Source organism: Paenibacillus riograndensis SBR5 (assembly GCF_000981585.1).
Lineage (GTDB): Bacteria > Bacillota > Bacilli > Paenibacillales > Paenibacillaceae > Paenibacillus_AQ > Paenibacillus_AQ riograndensis.
The window spans coordinates 2,107,426-2,126,134 of the sequence record NZ_LN831776.1 but is presented as its reverse complement, the minus strand read 5'-3'; the positions used below and the strand labels follow the sequence as shown (position 1 = coordinate 2,126,134).

Annotated in this window: 7 protein-coding genes and 1 pseudogene; all 8 read right to left on the bottom strand. The window is 53.8% G+C overall.

The features are described 5' to 3' along the window. Nucleotides 1–17 precede the first annotated feature (17 nt). A complete protein-coding gene (locus tag PRIO_RS08700; RefSeq protein WP_020427438.1) occupies nucleotides 18–4,313 on the bottom strand; it encodes a non-ribosomal peptide synthetase in 4,296 nt (1,431 codons plus the stop codon). A gap of 131 nt (nucleotides 4,314–4,444) precedes the next feature. Then, nucleotides 4,445–4,861, bottom strand: a pseudogene (locus PRIO_RS08695) (RNA-guided endonuclease TnpB family protein); the annotation flags it as partial. 125 nt (nucleotides 4,862–4,986) lie between these two features. Then, nucleotides 4,987–6,132, bottom strand: a complete 1,146-nt coding sequence (locus PRIO_RS08690) for a DegT/DnrJ/EryC1/StrS family aminotransferase (protein WP_231869843.1) — start codon at nucleotides 6,130–6,132, stop codon at nucleotides 4,987–4,989. 28 nt (nucleotides 6,133–6,160) lie between these two features. Further along, nucleotides 6,161–7,108, bottom strand: coding sequence for an ROK family protein (locus PRIO_RS08685; protein ID WP_020425700.1), 948 nt, complete (start codon nucleotides 7,106–7,108; stop codon nucleotides 6,161–6,163). After that, complete coding sequence (locus PRIO_RS08680) at nucleotides 7,105–8,187, bottom strand: Gfo/Idh/MocA family protein (protein WP_020425701.1); 1,083 nt, start codon at nucleotides 8,185–8,187, stop codon at nucleotides 7,105–7,107. The genes PRIO_RS08685 and PRIO_RS08680 overlap by 4 nt, the downstream gene beginning before the upstream one ends. A gap of 48 nt (nucleotides 8,188–8,235) precedes the next feature. Beyond that, nucleotides 8,236–9,327, bottom strand: coding sequence for a hypothetical protein (locus PRIO_RS08675; RefSeq protein WP_020425702.1), 1,092 nt, complete (start codon nucleotides 9,325–9,327; stop codon nucleotides 8,236–8,238). Nucleotides 9,328–9,356: 29 nt separating this feature from the next. Continuing rightward, nucleotides 9,357–14,072 (bottom strand): type I polyketide synthase, encoded by a 4,716-nt coding sequence (locus PRIO_RS08670; protein ID WP_046501905.1) that lies wholly within the window; start codon nucleotides 14,070–14,072, stop codon nucleotides 9,357–9,359. Further along, nucleotides 14,069–18,706 (bottom strand): type I polyketide synthase, encoded by a 4,638-nt coding sequence (locus tag PRIO_RS33795; RefSeq protein ID WP_052741428.1) that lies wholly within the window; start codon nucleotides 18,704–18,706, stop codon nucleotides 14,069–14,071. Before PRIO_RS33795 ends, PRIO_RS08670 begins: the two co-directional genes overlap by 4 nt. Between the last annotated feature and the right edge of the window lie 3 nt (nucleotides 18,707–18,709).

Sequence of the window (18,709 nt, the reverse complement as noted above, 5' to 3'; positions counted from 1 at the left end):
AGGCATACGCTTTGCCGCTACTCTGTACCCTGAATACCTATGGTTTCAAAGACTGCAGCTAAACCGGCAAGATCCGGTTCCCTGAAGACAGAATAATGATCGCCTTCAACTTCCCGGAAGATGACGGGACGGTAAAAAAATGCGTTCCAACCGTTTGCTTCGACCCCTCTGGATTCTGCCGCCTTAATCAAATACGCCTGTGCGAATACCTTACGCGCCGGATTGTAATGAACATAGGCATTCTGCAGGTCGAGAAACAGATTCACATAATGGTAGAAGTCGTTTGTGTTGCGCTGCGCATACGCTGGAATTGCCCGCATAATTTCCACGGGGACCAGCGTTTCCAGTGCCTCATAGCCAAGGCCGCTTTCTTCCATGTGCCGGGCAAGCTTCTTGTATAAACCGTATAATGTGGTTTCATCCCTCAGCCCGGTTATCCATTCAAAAGCAGGCAGTGCCCCCTCCAGCTGCCGTCTGAAGCTTTCAATCTCTGCCTCATCGGGTGTTTGCAGATGCCGGTGCATTCCCGGGTGGGAGGAGTCAATCAAGGCGAGCAGGTTCACCTCATCGCCTTCAGCTTCAATCTGCTTGGCGGTCTCATACGCCAGCAGGCCGCCTAAACTCCAGCCGGCCAGCGAGTACGGGCCGTCTTCCTGAATTTTTTTGATTTTGGCAAGATAGGATTTGGCAAGCTCCTCCACAGTGACGCCGTGCCGCCATTGACCGTCGGTGATCTCTGCCGGGACACCGTAGCAGGTATACTTGTCGCCCAGACGGGCCGCAAGCCCGAAATAAGCGTCGATGCTTCCGCTGATATCGTGAATAAAAAAAAGAAAAGGAGCCTCCGCCGCCCCCTTGTGAATCAGGATCAGATCATGTTCACTGCTTAAAGGCGCTTGCGAAATCTCAGTCCGGATGTATGCCGCTATTTCAGCAATCGTCTGTTTCGTATAAACCTCGCTCACCGGCAGATCTATCCCCATCTCCTGACGGATTCTGGCTGCCATCAGGATAATCCTCAGGGAATTGGCTCCAACCGAAAACAGATTGGTACGGACGCCAACCGCTGCGAGGTGCAGCACCTCCCGGCAAATTTCTGCCAGCTTTAGCTCGATCTCATCTGCAGGCAGCTCATCTCCGGCCTGATTGGCTACAATCTCCGGTACCGGCAAAAGCTTCCTGTCGGCTTTTCCGCTGGAATTGAGCGGAATCTTCGGAACCTCCATGATATAATCCGGCACCATCAGCCGTGGAAGCTTTTGGCCGAGATAGCTTCTCAACTCCCCGGAGTCCAGTCCGTGCTTAGGCACATAATACAGGCAAAGCGCCTGATCCCCGGCGCCGATCTCCTTGACGGCTGCAACTGCAGCCTCAACCTCATGCCATTGGAGCGCTGTATTTTCGATTTCCCCCAGCTCGATGCGCACCCCGCGGATTTTCACCTGCTCGTCCATTCTGCCCAGGTACCCGATATTCCCATCCGGCATCCAACGGGCCAAATCGCCTGTCCGGTATATTCGATTGCCTTTGACCCAAGGGTCCTGACAAAATTTGTCCGCTGTCAGACCGGCGCGGTTCACATACCCGCGTGCGACCCCAATTCCGGAAATAAGCAGTTCGCCGGGAACTCCGATGGGCTGCAGCTCATCCTCCCCGTTAACGATGTACAAGCGGATATTGTCAATGGGTTTCCCGATCGGGATGTGGATATGGGAATCACTTTCCCCGGCGCCTGCGGAGCAATCAAACCATGAGACCTCCACAGTCGCTTCCGTCGGCCCGTAAAGATTGATCAGCCTGGTGGTGTTGGCCGGAAAGAGGGTTTGATTAAACAGGTTCACGGTGCCGGGAAGAAGCGCTTCCCCGCTCACGAACAGGTAACGCAGACTGGACAGCCGTTTCCCCTCCGCTGCCATACGCGGCTCCACATAGGACAGAAGGCCGTTCAGCAGGGAGGGGACAAAGTGTATGAGCGTAATCTGTTCACGGGCAATCGTTGCCAAGATCATTTCAGGGTCCTTTTCCGTGCCGGGCGGCAAAAAACAAAGGCTGGCCCCGTTATAATACCAGCCGAAAAGCTCCCAAACGGAAACATCAAATGTATAAGGTGTCTTTTGGAGGATACAGTCCGCCTCTCCGATTGGAAACTGCCTGTGCATCCAGGCAATCCGGTTGATCACGGAACGATGCTCGATCATGACGCCTTTGGGCGCACCAGTGGAGCCGGAAGTATAGATAATGTATGCCAGATCTCCGGGTCCGCTTCGCGGTGCGGGATTGCTATCGTCTCCCTGGTAGAGCGCCGGATCTTGGATATTGAGCCACCGGTATTCCGGTTTCAGGCCGTCCGGCCTGGTTGCCGAATCGATAAGCACAACTCCAGCCTGACTATCCTCCAATACAAAGGACACCCGATCCGGCGGATAGTCCGGACCTATTGGCAGGTACGCTCCCCCTGCCTTCAGAATCGCCAGGAGGCCGACCATCATCTCAAGGGACCGCTCCAGCCATATTCCGACAACCGAACCGGCACCCACCCCATTATCCATAAGCACCCGCGACAATTGGTTGGACCTTTGGTTCAGTTCCCGGTACGTGAGCGAGCGATCCTTATATTTGACCGCAATGCTGTCTCCGGATTTCTTTGCCTGCTGTTCAAAAACCGCCTGCAAGGTTTGCTCCACGGCAAGCTCTGAGGCGGTATCGTTAAATATATGCATAATCTGGTGCAGCTCTTCGTGTGACAGCAGACTGAACCGGCCCACCTTGCGCTCCGGTTCTGACAGGACCGCTTCCAGCAGTCCCATAAAGTGGTCCCCCATTCGCTCTATCGTGCCGGGATCAAACAACTCAAGATTGTATTCCATGTTCAGGCACGCGTCCCCGCCATCTAGCATGTAGAAGCCGCAGGCGATATCCAGCGTATTCCGGGTCTGCAGCACATCGTCTTCCCCAGGGATAAGTGATTCTAATATCGATTCCAGCTCCGTATGAAAATTTAATGAGACACGATACAGCGGATGTTCTGTCCTGGAGACCCCTTTCTGGCGGCAAATCTCTTCCTCTATTTCATTGACATCGCATTCCTGGTGCTCAAGTACGCTGATGAATTGCTTCTTCACCTGCTCCAGATATTTGGAAAAGGTCTGATCCGCAGCCACCTGAAACCGGACGGGTACCGGACGAATAAAAACACCGATGCTGTTCTCTAATCCGCTGTACCTGCGCGAGGAGAGTATGCCGAGCGAAATATCGGACTGTGCAGTATATTTAGAGAGAAGCAACCCGTACACGGCGGTCAAAAAAATACTCGGAGTGGCCTGATAACGGGTGGCTGTATTATAGATTTGTTCAATAAGCCCGCGCTTCAGACGGATATTCCGGACTCCGTAGGCCGATATCAAACGAGTGGAGCGCGGTCGGTCAAACGGTAAATTCAATTGCGGATGTTCACCGGCAAACATATCCAGCCAGAAGGCCCGTCTTTTTTCATACTCCACGGTTGCTTCCAGTTCCTTTTGCCATAGGCAATAATCGGCGTATTGCAGATGGAGAGGCGGGAGCAGCTTTCCCTGCCGGATGCATTCCAGTTCCTGATACACCAGCTTAATGGAATACGCATCAAAGATAATATGATGAAAATGGATAAGCAGCAGACAGCCTTGTTGGGGGACACGAATAAGTCCAATACGAAACAGAGGAAGCTCATGGAGCGAATAGGGCCGGTCGAATTCCTCCACACAATTGCGGATAAATGCCTCCTGCCGTTCTTTCTCCAGAGGCACTTCCCAGACCTTGACCCGGAACCACTGGGTTTCGTCATGCACCCTCTGCACGACTTCCTCATCTCTGATCTCGAATGTAGTCCGCAGCAGCCGGTGCCGCTTAATGATGGTGTAGAAAGCCTGCTCCAGATCGTCCGGATCAAGGTCATCATCCAGTTTGCGCATATCCATGACGTACTGCTCTATACCGCTGGCCGCGGAGAAATACATGTTTTTTTGAGTCCAGGAAACCGGGTAATAGGCTCTTTCCAAGGCAGGTTTAATGACTGAGAGCTTGTCTTTCTCTGAACTGCAAATATAGTCAGCAAGCTCCTTGATCGTCAGGTGTCCAAAAATATTCTCCAGGGAGATTTCGGTATCGAACTCGATTCCAATTCTGACCTCAAGCTCTAAGGCTTTTAATGAATGGCCGCCCACTTCGAAAAAATGATCGTTTATCCCAACCTCATCGATTTGAAGGACTTCTCTCCAAACCGCTTTGAGCTTTTCCTCGATTTCATCCCTAGGGGTCTGGATCGTTCGATGCATAGTCAGAATTCCTCCTTATCGACCGCGTGAACTACACACCACCTAAGAGGTGGGTGCTTCTTGGTCAATAGAGCTACTGCTCCAAGTTTACCCAAGCTTAGAGGCTAGTTCCTAGCCCAATCGTTGCCATCTTATATGGCTAATTGTAGTAAGTTTTTAGCTGCGTTTACATCTCTGTCGTGTTGTGCACTACATTCAGGACAAGTCCATTCACGTACCGCAAGGTTCTTCACTTCTGCGTTTTTGTAGCCGCAGCAGGAACATCTTTGGCTGCTCGCAAAGTGTTTTGGGGCAATCATCAATGTTCTCCCGTACCATTCTGATTTGTAAGTAAGCATCTCTCTGAACATGCTCCACGATACTTCGGATATGGCTTTCGCTAATTTGTGATTCTGCATCATGTTCTTTACACGCAAGTCTTCCATCACGATCACTTGGTTTTCGCGTATCATTTGGGTTGACGTTTGGTGCAAGAAGTCTTTACGCTGATTCGCTATTTTTTCATGAAGCTTGGCGACCTTCAAACGTGCTTTATTTCGGTTATGGCTTGGAATTTACGAATCCATCATAGCACAAATGTTCGTATTTATGGAAGATAATTTCCTTTGGATAAGAAAGACCGTTGCCATTCATCCCACCATTTTAGAAATGGGGGAATTCTGACAACTGATGGTTAAATTCTCGCTGCAACACCCGCTTGAATTTCACGGATCGTCTGCGCAATTCCTCTCGTCGCCTCCTCATCCCCCAGCAACGCGCGGTGATGAATCCAAATCACTTCCTCCGCTACCTTCTTGGAGGCCGGGCAATCCAGTTGATTCGGGAAGGAATAGCTGTCGTCCAGGCTGGCGGCAAACTCTTTGAAAATAGGCGTATCGTGGATTTGGGCATAGGCAATATATGCAGGGATTCCTTGCTCATTCAGCATCTCAACAAACCGCTCTCTGCTGATTCCGCCGAATTTCCCCGGATTGTAGTAAAACATGTACATATAATGTGTATGAAGCGTACATGCTTCCAGGCGGCCCTGCGGGACGATCCCCTCAATAGTTTGGATTTCCTCATTTAGAATCTGCGCATTGCGCTCACGCCGTTGGTTTTGTTCAGCGAGACGCCCTGCCTGCGGAAGCAGGACAGCCGCCTGGAATTCGGAAAAACGGTAATTGGTCCCTTCGACGAGATGCTGATATTTTTTGTCTCCGAAAGGACGGCCTACATTGTGATACAGAAAGGCTTGATCGTACAGCTCCTGGGAATTGGTGATGAGCGCCCCACCTTCCCCGGCCGTCATCAGCTTGAACTGCTGGAAGCTGAAAACCCCTGCATCCCCGATGCTTCCGGCACGTTTGCCCTTCCATTCCCCGCCGTGCGCATGGCAGGCATCTTCCATGATAAACAGGTTGAACTCGCTGGCAATGTCCAGCAGGCGGTCCATATCGCACAGATGGCCGGCCATATGAACGGGAATAATGCCTACCGTTCTCTCAGTGACGGCTTCCCGTACTTTCTCCGGATCAAGGCAAAAAGTGCCGGGATCAATATCTACGGGAACCGGGATGGCCCCAAGACTCATCAACGGCAATGCTGTGGAGATGAACGTAAATGCAGGAACAATAACTTCGTCGCCTTCTTTTACCTTGAAGCTCTTAAGGAGAAGGTCGATAGCGTTGGTACCGTTTGTCACGCCCAGTGCATACTTGGCATTATGCATTTCTGCAAATACCCGTTCAAACTCCTTCACCTTCGTCCCAGTCATGCGCCACCATTGATTGCTGTACAGCGTTTCCAGCAGTTCCTTCTCTTCACTTTCGGTGGCCATTGGCCAGTTTGGGAATCGGTTTGTCAGGTTACTCATTGTGAACACCTTCCATTTCTTTATTTTTTATGGATACTTGTTGCAGACCATAAGCAAGACCGCCCCAAAGCGCAGCATCGTCTCCGAGGACAGACAGTGATACCTGTACGTTTTTTTGCGGCAAGGTTCCCAAAAGCTGCTGGACGGCCTTCTCCAAGGAACGATAATCTTCAGGAAACCTGCTCACCATTCCGCCGCCTACCACCACCGAAACCGGGTCCAGCAAGCGGACGGCATTGGCAATCCCGATGGCAAGCAGCCTGATCGAATCTTGAATGATCCTCCGGGCCGCTTCATTTCCTTGAGCAGCCAAACGGAACACATCGCTTGCTTTCGTAATAGGCAAGCCTTTGGCTGCCGCCATCCGCTCAATTGCCCTTCCGGACGCATACAATTGCAAGCAGCCGAATCCGCCGCAGGGGCAAGGCTCTCCATTGGGGTCCACCGTAATATGGCCCAGTTCACCGCTGGCTCCCCTTGCCCCTTCATATACGTCCCCCTGCATAACCAGGGCGCTGCCAATCCCTGTTCCCACTACTACATACAGCAGAGGACTCACGGGATGGGCCAATCCAAAGCGGTATTCGCCCATAGCCGCCAAATTGGCATCATCAAACAGAATGACGGGCTTGCTTGTTGCGCTTGTGAATGCTTCACGAAAAGGAAACCCGTTCCAGGCAGGGCGGTTCGGCCAAGTGGTGATGGTTCCGGCCGCATCGTGCAATCCTGCCAGACCGGCCACCACGGTATGAATCTCCCCTTTATGGGCCTGCTCCCATCTGCCGATGACACCGGCGAGCTGCGAGACCGCTTCAAGCGGTTCCGTCCCAGCTCCCAGGTCAATTTTGACGGAGTCCTCCATTTTCATAACCTTCCTGTCGAAGATGGCCAGCCTCGCCGCCGAGCCTCCCATATCGATTGAGACCAGAGCATCGGTCATGTGGCCACAAGCCCTTTATGTGCAGATTGATAGAGAAGCTGAATCAGCCGGATGGCCTTTTCCCCATCCTCTGCGGTAATGTCAGGCTGCTTCGCCTCCCGGATGCACTCGGCGAAATGAGATGCTTGCCGCCGGAAATCAATGAGCACATCCGTTTTCGGCGGGAACGTAAACCATTCCGGCTCTTGGCCTGCCGGGGTGAACTGCAGGGATGGCTGTTTGTACAAGCCCTGATTGCTGAAGCCAAACAGGGTCCGCAGGCTCAGGCTGCCCCTGCTGCCTTTCAGGTGGATCTCCACAAAATCACCCTCCACATCATCCTGCCAGCTCACATGAATCCGGCCCAGCATTCCATTGGCAAACTGAATCATCCCTATAGCCGTATCTTCAACCTCAAGCGTCACTGATTCGTTGCTGCCGAGCCAGTTGGAATAATCGCCCTCCTGAGCCGGCCGGGAATGGAGGCCGGCCAGACAAGCAACCGGCTCCGGGGCATCCGTCAGAAAGAGCATCTGGTCAATCATGTGGCTGCCAAGGTCAATAAGCACACCGCCTCCAGACATCTTTTGCTGCGTAAACCAGCTTCCGGGGCGGGGAATCCCTTTTTTTCTGCGCCAGATGACCTCACATATCTGTACATCTCCAATCTGTCCCGATGTGATTCTTGAGCGCAATTCACGGATGTCGTCCCGGTAACGGTTCACGAATCCCATTAACAGCACAGCCCCTGAAGACTCTGCGATCCTTCGCAATGAGCCGGCTTCTTCGGCGGTTGTAGTCATAGGTTTCTCACACAGAACATGGATTCCTTGCTGCAGAAAGTGCTTGGCTAGTTCGTAATGCGTGTGGTTGGGCGTGCACACCAGGACAGCATCTAATGGGATTTCATCAATTTCAGAAAGGCTGGTGCACGCCTTCGCGCCTGCCTGTTCAGCCAAATGAGCGGCCCGGGACGCATCCGGATCATAAACAGCCCCAATGGATACGCCCTCCAGCGATAAAAAGCCGGGGAGATGACCATGCTCGGCAACCCAGCCTGCTCCGATCATTCCAATGGAAATAACTTTTGTATTGGACACTGCTCTCATCCTCTCATGTTTGGGACAAATGTCATTGGGAAAGCCGGATTAGGCCAGGACTGCCCTGGTTTTGTCTATTAAGTCTCTTTCCTTGTCGTACAGCTTGGCGAGCAGCCGCTTCAATGCGTCCATTTCACTCTGGGCCATCCAGTTCAAGTCCTTCATATATTTGAGTTTGTAATAATACTTAATCAGGGTGTTTCCATATACATTCCAATCATTGCACAGCTTTTTGTATTCATCCGTCAGACTGTGGAGCCGCCGTTCATCAAGCCCGTTTTTCCGGTAAAAAAGAAACGGCAGTTGAATCGTTGACCTGCGGTAATAGTACGGATTCTTGATGGCTAACGCCCTGTATTCGAAATCATCCTTGAGAAGGCCCAGCAACCGCTGTTCCAGCGTTTCCGCAAAATCCCGGATCACAGACAGTCCATACGACACCGTTACTCCAGTATCTGCTGAAGGCATTGCGTGATCAATAAACGGGCCTTGCTCCTCTTGTAAAAGAAATTCCAAACTGCTGCAAATCTGCTCCTTCGTATAGCTGGAAAAAAACTGCAGCTCCTGATCCTTTTTACGGACCAATACGAGATGATAGGTGCCGGTTTCGGACCTAACTGCGGCCATTGCCTCGTCAAAACGGTCATAAGGGAGCAGGTAGCTCTCCATTGTACTTGGCTGTATGCAATCTTCAATCAGCAGATAAGCGTTCGCTTCATCATCGTAGCCATATATAAATGCGGGGTGCTTAAGATGATTTTTACCTGCGTCAACGCCGGAGGGATAATAGAAACGGTCCACATCGGCAAAGATATAAAAACCCCTGTGCAAGCAGTCTTTGATGATCTGATGAACAGGGCCTTCTTTATCCGGCGTTACGGTTTCATAGTCCAGATAGGGAGAGAAATCGAGCGTCCTCACCATATCCAGAAGCGGAGTGACAACATTGCTGCTGCCGGGAGGAAAATCTATGTTCTCATTGCTGCTGCCATGTGCAAACAACCGGTACCTTGCCTTCGCCAGACATGGGGTATATTCAAAGTTTCTGTCATGCACCATTAAGATTGAGATCAGGTTGTTACTTACACAATCCATCCATGTTCCGTTAAAGGGCTCCACCTGGAGTGAAAACTTATTCAATAGGGTCCACCTCCCAATTCCGTTTACAACTATCTCTCTACGGTCTCACTGATCTCCTTAATCAACACCTCTGCTTCTTCCGCTGTAATGATTCCGTTTTCCAAATCACCCATAACTTGTTCGATTGTAATCTCCCGTTGATGCGGAACCGTTCTTTTGCGTTCCAGAAATGCAGCCATGTCATGAACCGTAGGGTAGGAAAAGACATCCGAGATGGCAAACAGGCCAGGGAAAACCGCATCCAGCTCCTTATGAAGCCTCACCGCAAGCAGGGAATTCCAGCCCAGGTCCTCAAAATTGGCAAAAATGCTCAACTCTTGCAAGTCCAGCACCCTTGCCAGAATTTGCACGATTTCTTTATGGCTCCGGGTCATTTGGAGCTGGTTCGCATCCTTAATGACAACCTCTGTCCGGTCTGGCTTCCCGGCAGGATGCTGCGCGTTGAGCAGGGATTTGCTCAGCTGCTTGTTCAAGCGCTCCGACAGCACATAATCATTCATCAGGCTCTGCCCGATAGTATCCCGGTTAAGCTGGCGTTTCAGCTGGCCCACGATCATCCGGCTCCGGCCACATTGCAGCAGCTCGGCATAAATGGCCGCACCCTGTCGGGGCGTGAGGCTCTCAAACACGCTGCGGCGGTTATCGACCTCATACGCCTGGGCCATCCCCACCTCCTGCCACAGCGGCCAGTTGACCGTGATCCCTTTCCTTCCCTGCTTCCTCATCCAGTCGGCGTACAGGTCCAGATAGCTGTTCGCTGCCACATAATCGCTCTGCCCCATGCCCCCCGTCACCGTGTTCATACTGGAGAACATCATGAAGAAATCCAGCTCATCTTCCTTCGTAAGCTGATCCAGTATCCACGTTCCGGTGACCTTGGCCGACAGGACCTCCCGGATTTGCCCGGCGCTCTTCCGGACCAGCAACCCTTCTCCAGCCACCCCCGCAGCGTGAACAACGCCGCGGATGGCTCCCGATCGGGTGCGTATCCGCTCCAGCAGGCTTCGCATCTGCCCTTCCTCAGCGACATCTGCGGCATGAATCTGCACCTCGGCTCCGTTTCGTTCCATCTCTTGAACCGCTGTGATTTGCCGGATGTGCTGCGCCTCGGCTCCTGCCGCGACGATCTCTGACCAGTTCTCCCGCGCAGGCAGCTCCCGGCGGCCAATGAGGTGAAGCTTGATCCGGTTCATCCGGCTCATCTGCTTCCCGATTTCCAGCCCCAGGCCCCCGGTCCCGCCGGTGATGACATACACCCTGCCTTCTTGGATGCCGGGATGCGCTTCATCCGGCGCAAGCGATGCCTCCCGCAGCCGCTCCACATAACGCTGCCCGTTCCGGTACGCCACCTGATAGGGCGCTTCCCGGCGGCTGAATTCGTTCACAATCCTCTCCGGCGGGGTGCGTCCGTCGACATCCACCAGGCGGATGTGCACCTGGGGAAATTCTTCCCGCGCCACCTTGCCCAGTCCAAGCAGGCATCCGTGATGCGGACGCAGGACCGCTTCCTCTCCCGTGACCTGATTCGCCTCGTCGCAGACAAGAACAAGCTTCAGGTCCCCGGAAGAAGGCTGCACAAACAGGCTGTCCAGCAGGGAATACAGACTGTAAAATCCCCGCTCTCCAGCCTCGTGCAGCTCCGCCTCTGTTGCAATCTCCCGTCCGGTGAGGCTCAGCAGATGAATAATGGTTTCCACATTCTCAGCTTTCAGACGATCCCATAACCGCTGATAATCTTCCCGGCTTTGAAGCTCCCTGCCGGAAATCTCCATCACCTGTCCATACTGTGCACGAATCTGCTCCAGGAGCCGGTCCGCCAGGTCTCCCTCTCCTGTGAAGACTGCGACCGTCTCCCGGGAGGTCTCGCGGTCAACATCGGGTGAGAGTTCACCCTCTTGCACAATCCAGTCCTTTTCGTAATACATCCCTGCTGGTCCTTGGGCCTGCACTTGCTTGATCGTATAGCCCTCAATTTCGGCAAGCACCTCCCCCGCCGGATTTAAGATGTCAATATCAAAGGTTGCCGTCTGATTGCCCTGTCCCCGGTCCTGCCTTCTCACTACGCTGTAGATGTCGGCGGGAATCCGGCCATAGACCCGGATTTCCTGATAATAAAAAGGCAGATACAGCTGGTCGTCAATGCTGCGGATGGCAATATTAACTGCATTGTCAAGCATCGCCGGATGGTAATGGTAATGGACAGCCTCTTCCCGAAAGGCATCGCCAAGCCCGACGGTAACCAGGCATTCCTCTGCCCCCGCCCTCAGCTCCTTGATATTGTTCCATCTTGCTCCGGTGGTAATATAGCCTCCGCTGGTTTCGACGCCCGTTATCTTCGGATACATGTGGAAGGCTTCCAGTAGAGCAGGGAGGTCGTACGGCTTGCGGTCCTGCAAAGGAAGGCATAATTTACCCTCCGCGTGTCTACGCCAGGTGCCGTCTGTCCGGTCCTTGCTCTCGATATAAAACTCGCTGTCTTCCTTGCCATTGCTCACGACAATCTGGAGATCATGAGTGTCCTCTTCTTCCTGCAGCGAGAACGGCTGCAAAAAGGCGAGCTGCTTGATGACAGACCGCCCGCCCTGACGCCTCCCGATCTCCAGCAGCAGCTCGATGTACGCCGTACCGGGCAGCACGTACTCCCTGCCGACCTGATGTTCATGCAGCACCCAGTCCGCTGCTGCTGAGAATGTTGCGGTATATACCACCTGCCCGGAGGTTTCGCAGACATTCCCCCGAAGCAGCGGATGCCCTGGCGCCTGGGGCAGATGCAAATGCTGCGGATGCCCCTGGCCGCGTTTTTCTGCCCAGCACCGGATGCGGTGGAACGGATAGGCCGGCAGGTTCAGCCGCCGGCAGGGTAAACCTTGATACATCAGGTTCCAATCAATGGTTGCCCCTGAGACATACAGCTCTCCTATGGAACGATAGGAAGCCGGACCCTCCTGCGGAAGGGCGAACGTTTTCAACAGCCGGGCTGCCTCAAGCGTTAAGGATTGCTTTTCCCGTTTCGTCAGCCTTCTTACCGGACCAGGCTCATCCGGCGCTATCCCGCCGTGCGCCGCCACCTCATGGCTTTGGCTGAGAACGTCCTGGCCGGAAGCGAGACTGTGTTTTTGCAGGTGCTCCAGTTTCTGAAGCAGGTCCGCATATCCGGTGAAGAGGATCACCAAACGATGGTTATAATGCCCGCGGCCCGTGCTGGCTGTGTAGCACAGGTCTTGCAGATTGATCCCGGCATGACGGGAGATATAGCGTGTGTAATCCTCCACCAGCCTTAAGAGCACCTGATCGTCTTTTGCCGATAACGGAAGTAAATACAGCGGTGCCTGATCGTGTGCCTCTGACAGCTTCACGATATCCGGCGCTTCCTGCACGATCATATGGCAGTTGGTTCCGCTGAAGCCAAACGAACTGATTCCGGCCACACGGGGAGTCTCCGCTGCCGTCCAATCCTGAAGCCGGTCGTTCACATAAACGGGGGAGGCAAAGAAATCGATAAAGGGATTCGCTGCAACAAAATTAAGACTGGCCGGAAGCTTCCGATGCTGAAAGGCCAGCATTACTTTCAGCAAGGAAGCCAGCCCTGACGCGCCTACCGTATGCCCGATGTTGGTTTTTACCGTGCCAATCGCACAAAACTGTTTTTTCTGCGTGTAGCGTGAAAAAGCCTTGGTGAGGCCATCGATTTCAATGGAATCTCCCAGCTGGGTTCCAGTGCCGTGCGCCTCCACATAAGTGATCGTCTGCGGATCGATTCCGGCCTCTTCCCAGGCTTGGCAAATGACCTCTTCCTGTGCGCGGGCACTCGGGGCCGTAATGCCGTCTGACGCTCCATCGTTGTTCACCGCACTCCCCTTGATGATCCCGTAAATGTGGTCCCGGTCCCGGATGGCCTGCTGCAGCGGTTTGAGGATGACGGCCCCGACTCCTTCGCCCCAAACCGTGCCGTTCGCCTGCTTATCGAAGGTCCGGATAAGATAATCCTGCGATTCGACCAAATCAAGCATCGGGTTTTTCACCGGGCTGTAATTGATGTGAATGCCCCCGGCGATTGCCAGATTGCACACGCCCGACTGAATGGCCCGGCATGCCTCATGAACGGCTACCAGGCCGGAGGAGCAAGAGGTATCGATCACAAGACTGGGGCCTTTCAGATTCAGCCCATAGGAAATCCGGCTTGAGAGAATGGCCGACCACGTGCCGGATAACAGCAGCGGGTCCTGTTCTGCGGCATTGTCTCTGTACCATTGGCCCCAGGTATGGTCCGTACCGATATATACGCCGGTATTGGTCCCGCTTAAATCCTTGTAATAATAGCCCGCATCTTCTATAGCCTGATAAGAAGCTTCCAGCATCAGTCTTTGCAGGGGGTCCATAAATTTAGCTTCGGCAGGAGAGAGTTGAAAAAAAGCAGGATCGAACTGGTCGATCCGCTCCAGGTACCCGCCTTTAAAAAACAATTGGTCTGCCTCGATTGCGTCGGGCAGGCCTTCACCAATGCAATCGCGGACCCGAGCATCGGGAAAATCACCGATACCGTTCCTTTGCTGCTGGAGACATTCCCAGAATTGTCCCAGATCCTCCCCTTTCGGAAATTTGCCGGCTATGCCGATAATGGCAATTTCCTTTTCCTTCACCGGTTCTTCATGCTTCTGCTGATGCTCCAGCAATACGGCGGCATCGTTTGGGGTCAGCTTTTGGGAGGCTACCAGTTCGAAAATCAGTTTTTCTGCTGCTGTCATGACACGCCTCCTGATTTCGTTTTGTACGTTTCAAGGGCTTCGTTCATCGAAATCTCCCGGTTCGCCAACCGCTGCAATAAGGCCAGTGTCGAGGGTTCTGCCGTATATGTCCCATTCTGCTGCTGCTGCCTTGTATCCAGGTAATCCGCCATTTCCGCAATGGTTGCATAAGTGAACACATCCGAGATGTTTACGATCTTGCCGTATTTGGTTTCCAGCCGTCTGAATAAATCGACGGCGAGGATGGAGTTGCCGCCCATATTGTTGAATTTGGCAGATAAGCCAATTTCATCGACACCAAGCACCTGTCCCCAGATCATGGCGACTTCTCTTTCGGTGGCGGACAGGTCCGCTTCATCCTTGTCAAGAATGCGTACAGGGAAAGGGTCCGAAACCTGCCGCTCTGTTTCCTCCTGTCGATGCTCCATACGGGTGCGGAAGGCACTCGCCAATGTATCCGACAGCACATAATCATTCATCAGGCCCTGCCCGATAGTATCCCGGTTAAGCTGGCGTTTCAGCTGGCCCACGATCATCCGGCTCCGGCCACATTGCAGCAGCTCGGCATAAATGGCCGCACCCTGCCGGGGCGTAAGGCTCTCAAACACGCTGCGGCGGTTATCGACCTCATACGCCTGGGCCATCCCCACCTCCTGCCACAGCGGCCAGTTGACCGTGATCCCCTTCCTTCCCTGCTTCCTCATCCAGTCGGCGTACAGGTCCAGGTAGCTGTTCGCTGCCACATAGTCGCTCTGCCCTATTCCCCCCGTCACCGTGTTCATACTGGAGAACATCATGAAGAAATCCAGCTCATCTTCCTTCGTAAGCTGATCCAGCACCCACGTTCCGGTGACCTTGGCCGACAGGACCTCCCGGATTTGCCCGGCGCTCTTCCGGACCAGCAGCCCTTCTCCAGCCACCCCCGCAGCGTGAACAACGCCGCGGATGGCTCCCGATCGGGTGCGTATCCGCTCCAGCAGGCTTCGCATCTGCCCTTCCTCAGCGACATCTGCGGCATGAATCTGCACCTCGGCTCCGTTTCGTTCCATCTCTTGAACCGCTGTGATTTGCCGGATGTGCTGCGCCTCGGCTCCTGCCGCGACGATCTCTGACCAGTTCTCCCGCGCAGGCAGCTCCCGGCGGCCAATGAGGTGAAGCTTGACCCGGTTCATCCGGCTCATCTGCTTCCCGATTTCCAGCCCTAAGCCCCCGGTCCCGCCGGTGATGACATACACCCCGCCTTCTTGGATGCCGGGATGCGCTTCATCCGGCGCAAGCGATGCCTCCCGCAGCCGCTCCACATAACGCTGCCCGTTCCGGTACGCCACCTGGTAAGGAGCTTCCCGGCGGCTGAATTCGTTCACAATCCTCTCCGGCGGGGTGCGTCCGTCGACATCCACCAGGCGGATGTGCACCCGGGGAAATTCTTCCCGCGCCACTTTGCCCAGTCCAAGCAGGCATCCGTGATGCGGACGCAGGACCGCTTCCTCTCCCGTGACCTGATTCGCCTCGTCGCAGACAAGAACAAGCTTCAGGTCCCCGGAAGAAGGCTGCACAAACAGGCTGTCCAGCAGGGAATACAGACTGTAAAATCCCCGCTCTCCAGCCTCATGCAGCTCCGCCTCCGTTGCAATCTCCCGTCCGGTGAGGCTCAGCAGATGAATAATGGTTTCCACATTCCCGGCTTTCAGCTGGTCCCACAATGGCTGATAATCTTCCCGGCTTTGAAGTTCCCTGCCGGAAATCTCCATCACCTGTCCATACTGTGCACGAATCTGCTCCAGGAGCCGGTCCGCCAACTCTCCCTCTCCTGTGAAGACCGCGACCGTCTCCCGGGAGGTCTCTCTGTCCACATCGGGTGAAGGGGGACCCTCTTGCACCATCCAGTCCTTTTCGTAATACATCCCTGCCGGTCTTTGGGCCTGCACTTGCTTGATCGTATAGCCTTCAATCTCGGCAAGCACCTCCCCCGCCGGATTCAGGATGTCAATATCAAAGGTTGCCGTCTGATTGCCCTGTCCCCGGTCCTGCCTTCTCACCACGCTGTAGATGTCGGCGGGAATCCGGCCATAGACCCGGATTTCCTGATAATAAAAAGGCAGATACAGCTGGTCGTCAATGCTGCGGATGGCAATATTAACTGCATTGTCAAGCATCGCCGGATGGTAATGGTAATGGGCAGCCTCTTCCCGAAAGGCATCGCCAAGCCCGACGGCCACCAGGCATTCCTCTGCCCCCGCCTTCAGCTCCTTGATATTGTTCCATCTTGCTCCGGTGGTAATATAGTCTCCGCTGGTTTCGACGCCCGTTATCTTCGGATACGTGTGGAAGGCTTCCAGTAGAGCAGGGAGGTCGTACGGCTTGCGAGCCTGCGAAGGAAGGCATAATTTCCCCTCCGCGTGTCTGCGCCAGGTGCCATCCGCGTAATCCTTGCTGGTGATAATAAACCCGTTATCGCCGTTCCCTTTTTTCAAGGTGATCTGCAGCTCGCGAGTCTCCCCTTCCTGCACAGAGAACGGCTGCAAAAAGGCAAGATCTTTGATGACGGACCGCCCGCCCTGCTGCCTCCCGATCTCCAGCAGCAGCTCGACGTACGCCGTACCGGGCAGCACATACTCGCTCCCCACCTTATGCTCATTCAGCATCCAATCTTCCTTGGCCGACATGCGGACTGCATAAGTGACTTGCTCCGGTGTTTCCCCGGCAACATGTGCAAGCAAAGGATGGACATTCCCGCCCGAAGCGGAGCGTTTGGGTTCAGCCTGTGCTTCCGGTTTGAGCCAGCAGCGCGTTTTCTGAAAAGGATAGACCGGCAGGCTCAAACGATTACAGGCCTTACCCTTGTACATATCCTCCCAATCGATTGTTCCCCCGGAGACATACAGTTCCGCTATAGCACGATAGGAGTTCTCTTTCTCTGAGTGCTCCATTCCCTTCAACTGCTGAGCTGACTGAAGCGTCGGTGTCAGTGCCTGCTTCTCTGTCAACCGCTCCAGTTGGTTAAGCAGATCTTGATACCCCGTGAAGACAATTGCCAACCGGTGGTTGTAATGCCTGCGCCCCGTACTGGCGGTATAACAGAGATCTTCCAGATCGATCTGGCTGCTTCCCTCTAACAACCGGATATACGCTGCAGCCAGTTCCCGCAGCACATTTTCTTCCTTGGCGGACAGCGGGAGCAAGTACATCGTCTCCCCGTGCTGCTGCTTCTGCGGGGGCGGCGGCGCTTCCTCCAATACCATATGACAGTTGGTTCCGCTTAGTCCAAACGAGCTGATACCCGCAAGCCGCGGCACTCCCGGGGTTGTCCATTCCTGAAGCCGGTCATTTACATACACGGCAGAGGTGCTGAAATTGATCGTCTGATTCGGTTTCATAAAATGAAGCGAAGGAAAAAGCTTTTTGCTCTTAAGGGAATAGATCACCTTGACAAGCCCGGCAATCCCCGCGGCATGATCGAGATGGCCAATATTCGTTTTCATCGATCCGATGGCGCAAAACTGCTTTTTCTGCGTATAACGGGAAAAGGCCCGGTCGATTCCTTCGATTTCGATGGGATCACCAAGTCTGGTCCCCGTGCCGTGCGCTTCGATATAGGAGAGGTTCTCCGGATTGATCCCGGCCTCTTCCCACGCCTGGCAGAGCACTTCTTCCTGCGCTTGCGGATCGGGAGCCGTGATGCCAATGGAATTGCCGTCCTGATTGATCGCGCTGCCTTTGATAACGGCATGGATATGATCCCTGTCCTGCAAAGCTTTTTTCAAAGGCTTCAACAGAACGGCTCCGGCCCCTTCGCCCTTTCCGGTTCCATTGGAGCTGTCATCGAAGGTTTTGGTTTTCTCATCGGATGACTCAATGCCGATTTTCAAATGGACATGGCTCTTTAACGGGAACAGCTGCAGCTTGATCCCTCCCGCCAATGCCAGATCGCAGGAGCCTTCAATGAGCTGTCTACACGCAAAGTGAATGGCGACAAGCGACGACGAGCAAGCTGTATCAAATACAACCGCAGGTCCCTTCAAATCCAGGTAGTGGGAAATCCGGCTGGCAATAACTGATTTGATATTCCCGGGAATGGCTACGCCCATGGCTTCCGGTACGAGCATCTGAATGCCTTTCTTATACTCCTCGCCAAAATCCGAGCTGTAGCCGATAAAGACGCCTGTTTTGCTGCCTGTTAATTGGGTTCCCCCATACCCGGCTTCCTCAATGGCTTCCCAGGCCAGCTGTAAAAACAAGCGCTGATTCGGGTCCATGAGGCTTGCTTCTCTGGGGGAAATATTAAAAAATGCAAAATCAAAGGGATCGATCTCGGAAAGATATCCGGCCTTGTCATACTGTGCGTGATCCTTCTCTACCTGAAACAGGGGAAGAAACAGGTCGGCCTGTTCCTTCCTGCCGGCAGGGAGTTCCTGAATGGAATCCACACCCAGGGTAAGAAGCTGTTCTACTTCTGATGTGCTGCCGGTATTGCTGAAGCGGGAAGCAACCCCGATGACCGCAATGTCTGTATCGGCCTCTTTTCCCTGATCCTGCCGGAGGTATTGAATCAGGTGCGCGGCAATGCTTTTATCCAGATGCCCGGACCCGACCTCTTGTAAGATATAGGAATAGATCTCGTCCTTTTTTTCCACGAC

What these genes read in the sequence shown, in the direction of transcription:
- PRIO_RS08700 (WP_020427438.1), bottom strand. Translation starts at nt 4,313, where the DNA reads ATGCATCGAACGATCCAGACCCCTAGGGATGAAATCGAGGAAAAGCTC.
- PRIO_RS08690 (WP_231869843.1), bottom strand. Translation starts at nt 6,132, where the DNA reads ATGGCCACCGAAAGTGAAGAGAAGGAACTGCTGGAAACGCTGTACAGC.
- PRIO_RS08685 (WP_020425700.1), bottom strand. Translation starts at nt 7,108, where the DNA reads ATGACCGATGCTCTGGTCTCAATCGATATGGGAGGCTCGGCGGCGAGG.
- PRIO_RS08670 (WP_046501905.1), bottom strand. Translation starts at nt 14,072, where the DNA reads ATGACAGCAGCAGAAAAACTGATTTTCGAACTGGTAGCCTCCCAAAAG.